This is a genomic window from Arenibacter sp. 6A1, from assembly GCF_012272855.1.
GTDB lineage: Bacteria > Bacteroidota > Bacteroidia > Flavobacteriales > Flavobacteriaceae > Arenibacter.
On record NZ_JAAXCQ010000022.1, the window covers coordinates 63,564 to 70,412 of the forward strand.

The 6,849-nt window shown below is 39.6% G+C and carries 2 protein-coding genes; both read left to right on the top strand.

Annotation, left to right across the window (positions count from 1 at the left end; genetic code table 11):
• The first annotated feature begins 233 nt into the window (after positions 1 to 233).
• Positions 234 to 4,742 carry a glutamate synthase large subunit gene (gene gltB, locus HCG49_RS16530; RefSeq protein WP_168470626.1) on the top strand — a complete coding sequence of 1,503 codons (4,509 nt, stop codon included), beginning with the start codon at positions 234 to 236 and terminating at the stop codon, positions 4,740 to 4,742.
• Positions 4,743 to 4,749: 7 nt separating this feature from the next.
• Complete coding sequence (locus HCG49_RS16535; protein ID WP_168470627.1) at positions 4,750 to 6,216, top strand: glutamate synthase subunit beta; 1,467 nt, start codon at positions 4,750 to 4,752, stop codon at positions 6,214 to 6,216.
• The last annotated feature ends 633 nt before the right edge of the window (positions 6,217 to 6,849 follow it).

The window sequence follows — 6,849 nt, forward strand, 5'->3', positions numbered from 1 at the left end:
CAGGAAGAGCCTTTTTATACCCCTTAGAAACGAAAGGAGACAAACAAAAAAAGCACCAACAACTCTATTAAAGAAATATTAAATTATCATAATCATAATATTTGGGCTCAAAAAAATAATATATGCATTTTAGGTAAGCAATAATTGAAAACGCTGAATTTTTTGTACGGTTTAAGTCAATACGTTGATTTTAATGCATGAATTTCCGTATTTTTGAAGAAATACGTTAATCTATGATGCTGAAAAAACAAGGGTTATACCTACCGGAATTTGAACATGATAACTGTGGAGCAGGATTTATATGTAGCCTAAAAGGTAAAAAGTCTAACGATATTATCCATAAGGCTTTAGAGATATTAGAAAAATTAGAACATAGGGGAGCCGTCAGTTCTGATGGCAAAACTGGAGATGGAGCTGGAATTCTAATTGACATCCCACATGCCTTTTTTCAGGAGGTTTGCGACTTTGAGCTTCCTGCACCTGGCGAATATGCCGTCGGAAATATATTTTTACCACAAAAGGAAAACCAAAGAAATTACTGTATAGATGTTTTTGAGGAAAACATCAAAAAACAAGGCTTAAAATTATTAGGTTGGCGAGATGTTCCTGTGAACAGATCCGTACCAGGAAGGATTGCTACAGAAACAGAACCTTTTGTAAAACAGTTGTTCGTAGCGAAAGAAAATAGCGATCAGGATTTCTTTAATTTTAATCTAAAATTATTTATTGCTAGGAAAGTTACCGAACACACTGTCAATAACTCAAAACTATCTGAAAACAAATTCTTTTACGTTCCTAGTTTATCGACCAAAATCATTATCTTCAAAGGCCTTTTAATGCCCGAGGATATAAGCCTATACTACAAAGATCTTATGGATCCTAGAGTAGTTACCCGATTGGCTTTGGTTCACCAACGTTTCTCTACCAACACCTTCCCTACCTGGGACTTAGCCCAGCCTTTCCGTTACATGTGCCATAATGGTGAAATAAACACCCTTAGAGGAAATGTCAGCAGAATGCTTTCTAGACAGGAATTAATGGAAAGTGAATTGTTTGGTGATGAAATAAAAAATATTCTCCCTATCATCCTTCCGGGAAAATCGGATTCAGCCACTATGGATATGGTGGTAGAATTACTATTGATGACAGGAAGATCGCTTCCTGAAGTGATGATGATATTGGTTCCTGAAGCTTGGGAAAAAAATGAGGAGATGTCCGAGGCCAAAAGAGCTTTTTACGAATACAACTCTTGTATGATGGAGCCTTGGGATGGTCCGGCTTCTATCCCTTTTACGGACGGAAACTATATTGGTGCCGTATTGGACAGAAACGGTCTAAGACCTTCTAGATACTCCGTTACCAAAGATGGATATGTAATTATGTCATCGGAGGTAGGAGTGGTTGAATTAGAACCAGAAAACATTGAAATGCACGGCCGATTGGAACCAGGGAAGATGTTCTTGGTAAATATGGAAGAAGGCCGTATTGTCAACGATGAAGAAATTAAGGAAGAAATTGCTACCCGACACCCGTACAAACAGTGGTTAGACAAAAACTTGGTACACCTAAAAGATATCCCTTATAATGACTGTCCTTTATTTTTAAACGAAGAAAGCGTACAAAAGCGTAAAGCTATTTTTGGCTATACCCAAGAAGATATCAATACCATTATCCTTCCGATGGGAAAAACCGCCAAGGAACCCCTAGGTTCTATGGGATCGGATACCCCTATCGCTATTCTATCAGAGCGCCCTCAGTTAATCTATAATTATTTTAAGCAACTCTTTGCTCAAGTTACCAATCCGCCATTGGATGGTATTCGCGAAGAGCTTATTACCGATATTAGTTTAACCCTGGGTAGTGATCAAAATATTTTTGAACATTCTGAATATCACTGTAGAAAATTAAAGATCCAAAATCCTGTTATTTCCAAGGAGGATCTGGACAAGATAAAAAATTACGACGCAAGTCCAGATTATAAGGTTGTCTCTATTCCAATGTTATACGAAATAGAAAAGGGACATAACGGTTTGGAAAATGCCTTGCAATCGCTTCTAGAGCAGGCCGAAAAAGCCATCGATGAAGGTACCAATATCATTATACTATCCGACAGGAATGTAAATCTTCAAAACGCTCCTATTCCTGCCTTGCTAGCTTGTTCTTTTGTAAATAGTGGCTTACAGCGATTGGGAAAAAGATCTAAACTGAGTATCATCATAGAATCTGCTGAACCAAGAGAGGTTCACCATTTTGCCTTATTGTTCGGATATGGAGCTAGTGCCATTAACCCTTATATGGTCAATGAAATAATCGCAGAACAAATTACTGCCCTCGATATTACGGAATATACCTTTGAAGAAGCCATAAAGAACTACAACAAAGCAGTAGGTAAAGGAATTCTTAAGATCATGAATAAAATAGGTATTTCTACCCTTAACTCGTATAGGGGGTCCCAATTATTCGAATGTATCGGGATCAATACCAAAACTGTAGATAAATATTTCCCAAACACTCCTACCAGAATACAAGGAATTAGTTTGTACGAAATTGAGAAAGAAATTGCAAAAAGACACCATAAAGCTTATAAAACACAAGAAGTTGCCGCTAGCCTAGATTTAGAAATAGGCGGACAGTACCGTTGGAGAAGGGATGGAGAAAAACATTTATTCAACCCTTTGAGTATCGCCAAGCTACAAAAATCGGTAAGGAACAACGAACCGGAGTCTTATAAGGAATTTGCTCAAATGGTAAATGAGCAAACAAAAGACTTAATGACCATTCGCGGCCTGTTCGAATTTTCAAATTTTGATCCTATTCCATTAGAAGAGGTAGAACCGTGGACCGAAATCGTAAAACGTTTTAAAACCGGCGCCATGTCTTATGGTTCCATCAGTAAGGAAGCCCATGAGAATTTAGCGGTCGCCATGAACCGTATTGGCGGTAAGAGTAATTCTGGTGAGGGAGGAGAAGACGCCGAACGTTTTTACAAAAACCAAAGCGGAGACTGGAAAAACAGCGCCATAAAACAAGTAGCCTCTGGTAGGTTTGGAGTTACTTCCAATTATCTGACCAGTGCCAAAGAGATACAAATTAAAATGGCCCAGGGAGCAAAACCTGGGGAAGGTGGACAATTACCGGGAGCAAAAGTGGATCCAGCAATTGCGAAAACAAGAAATTCTACCCCTTATGTAGGATTAATTTCGCCCCCACCACATCATGATATTTATTCCATTGAAGATTTATCACAATTAATATACGATTTAAAATCGGCCAACAGAAAAGCTAGAATCAATGTAAAATTGGTATCAGAAGTAGGTGTTGGTACCGTAGCCGCAGGTGTATCTAAGGCAAAAGCCGATGTTATCTTGATCTCCGGTCACGATGGGGGAACAGGAGCATCGCCGCTAACCTCCCTAAAACACGCAGGTCTGCCTTGGGAATTGGGGATTGCTGAAGCACAGCAAACCTTGGTGATGAACGACCTGAGAAATAGAGTAGTTCTAGAATGTGATGGACAACTAAAAACAGGAAGAGATGTAGCCATCGCTTGTTTGTTAGGGGCAGAAGAATTTGGATTTGCAACAGCTCCATTGGTAGCTTCCGGATGTATTATGATGCGGGTTTGCCATTTAAATACCTGTCCGGTCGGAATTGCAACTCAAAATCCCGAATTAAGGAAGAAGTTCAATGGAAAGCCAGAACACGTAGTTAACTATATGTATTTTGTCGCCCAAGAACTTAGGGAAATTATGGCGCAATTAGGATTTAGAACCATCCAAGAAATGGTGGGACAAGTCCAAAAATTAGATCGTAAAAAAGCCTTAGAGCATTACAAAGCAGCCGGAATAGACTTAACCCCTATTTTGCATGAAATAGACGTTCCTAAAGGAACCAAGTTTTACAATACACAAAAACAACAACACGATATAGAGAAGTCTATTGAATTCGAAATCATTGAAAAAGCACATCCTGCCTTATTTAGAAAGGAGAAAATATCTTTAGATTTCCCTATAAAAAACACCGATAGAGCCGTTGGCGCCATTACCAGTAATGAAATTTCAAAAATCTACGGTGCCGCAGGATTGCCAGAAAACACTTTAAAACTAAACTTTACGGGTTCGGCCGGACAAAGTTTTGGAGCATTTGCAACCAAAGGCCTTACCATGGTAGTCAATGGAAATACCAATGACTATTTAGGAAAAGGTTTATCGGGCGCCAAACTAATCATTAAGGTTCCTTACAAGTCTACCTTAAAACCAGAAGAAAATGTCATTACCGGGAATGTTACCCTTTACGGGGCTACCAACGGAGAGGCATATATCAATGGTAAGGCCGGAGAAAGGTTCTGTGTAAGAAACTCTGGAGCCAAAGCCGTTGTTGAAGGTATTGGCGATCACGGGTGTGAATACATGACCGGTGGTATCGCGGTTATTCTTGGAGAGGTAGGAAGAAACTTCGGTGCAGGAATGAGCGGTGGTATAGCCTATATTTTTGATGAGAAAAAGACCTTCCACAAAAATTGTAAGTCACCCGATTTAAATTTATTGCCATTAGATGACGACAATGACATTGCAGAATTAAAAGGGCTTATTGAAAATCATTACAATGCCACCTTAAGTCCAATAGCCCAACGCATATTGGAAAATTGGGAAGATTGCCTTACTAAATTCGTCAAGGTGTTCCCAGAAGAATATAAGCAGGCTTTAATGCGCCTAGAAAAAGAAAAACTAGAAACTATATAATCGAAATATGGGAAAGATAACAGGATTTTTGGAATTCGATAGAAAAGTAGAAGAATACGCTCCCGTAGAAGATAGGGTCAAACACTATAAGGAGTTTACCCTTCCTATGGAGGAAAAGGAACTTAAAGAGCAAGGTGCTCGTTGCATGGACTGTGGCATTCCTTTTTGCCATAGTGGTTGTCCTCTGGGTAACCTGATCCCCGATTTTAATGACGCGGTGTACCGTGGAAAGTGGGAAATGGCTGCGGAGATATTACATTCTACCAATAATTTTCCTGAATTTACAGGAAGGCTTTGTCCTGCACCCTGTGAGGAAGCTTGTGTATTGGGAATCAATGAAAACCCGGTCTCTATAGAAAATATAGAAAAAAATATAGCAGAAACTGCCTTTTCACAAGGATGGGTCAAAGCACAACCACCAGTAAAAAGAACCGACAAAACAGTAGCCGTTATAGGTTCTGGTCCAGCCGGACTTGCCACTGCCCAACAATTAAATAGGGCTGGTCATCTGGTAACCGTTTTTGAAAGAGATCAAAAAATAGGCGGACTTTTACGATATGGGATTCCTGATTTTAAGCTAGACAAATCGGTTATTGACAGAAGGCTTCGTATTTTAGAAGAAGAAGGTATCCAATTTAAAACAGGTGTAGAAGTAGGAACGGATATTTCCGCAGAAGACCTTAAAAAAGAATTCGATGCTGTTGTCCTTTGTGGAGGTGCAACGGTCCGCAGAAATTTACCGATTGAAGGCTCCGATTTAAAAGGTGTGGTACAAGCCATGGACTTTTTAAAGCAGAACAATAAACGTGTCGATGGAATTACCGACTTGGGCGAAGAAATAAAAGCTACCGATAAAGATGTGATCGTTATTGGTGGTGGAGATACCGGATCGGATTGTATCGGAACCTCCTTTAGACATGGCGCCACCTCGGTTACTAATTTTGAGATCATGCCCAAGGGAACCGTTGATCGCCCAGATGACCAACCATGGCCATTTTGGCCAATGCGTTTGCGTACCAGTACCTCGCACAAAGAAGGAGCCGAGCGATTTTTTAGTATATCGACCAAAAAATTTACAGGTGACAAAGACGGGAATTTAACTGGACTTGTTACCACGGAGGTAGAATGGATCATAGAAACCGGAAAACGTCCTAGGTTACAAGAAATTCCCGGTACGGAAAAAGAATGGAAATGTGAATTGGCACTTCTAGCCTTAGGATTTACAGGTTCTGAAATGACCGTTGCCGAGCAATTAGGCATTGAAGCAGACCCAAGAACCAATATAAAGGCATCGGAAAGCGATTATAAAACCAATGTGCCTGGAGTATTTGCCGCAGGAGATCAGCGAAGAGGACAGTCCCTAATCGTTTGGGCCATTTCCGAAGGAAGACAAGCAGCCCATCACGTGGATGCATATTTAATGGGATCTTCTAATTTACCGTTAAAAGGAGAAGGAGATTTACCTAGAATTTAAGGTTCAAAACCTTCTAAATATAAAAAGGGCTGTTCTGGTAAAAGAACAGCCCTTTATTTTTATAAAATACCCAAGGCATTCAACCTAATTTGATCTTTGAGAGACACCTATCTTAAAGCCCTCTTAACCCTAAGTTTAAAGTAAAACACCCCTCATAGGGCTATTAAATATTTTATATAAACACGTACGATACAACCTATCATCAAAATCGAATAAATCCCTATCTAGAAGCCTCCCCCATAAACCGTGGATTGCCAATATGTACCAATTAATTAATGTGACAATGAATCAATGTGTAAATGTACCAATGGGGTTAATGTAGCAATGAATTAATTTGGGAATGTACCAATGGGTTAATGTAGCAATTGATTAATGTAATAATGAATCAATTTGGAAATGTAATAATCTGTTGCTGTTTTCCGTATGCTTCATGAGTTTGCTTCGCTGAGTTTGCATTGAGCGTACAAAGAAGGTGTTTTTGGCTGTATGGTTGTTTTATTACCATTGAAACATTCAAGTATGATGGCCCTCAAAGTCGGGAGACTTTGCGGATCTACTTTGCGGAAGGGCAAAAAAAAAGTCCCTTCATTTTCATGAAGGGACTCTTAAAAAAAGGCGGCGGCCTACTCTCCC

Bases quoted from the DNA above. Each gene is read 5' to 3' on its own strand.
- HCG49_RS16535 (WP_168470627.1), top strand. From the start codon at position 4,750: ATGGGAAAGATAACAGGATTTTTGGAATTCGATAGAAAAGTAGAAGAA.
- gltB (WP_168470626.1), top strand. From the start codon at position 234: ATGATGCTGAAAAAACAAGGGTTATACCTACCGGAATTTGAACATGAT.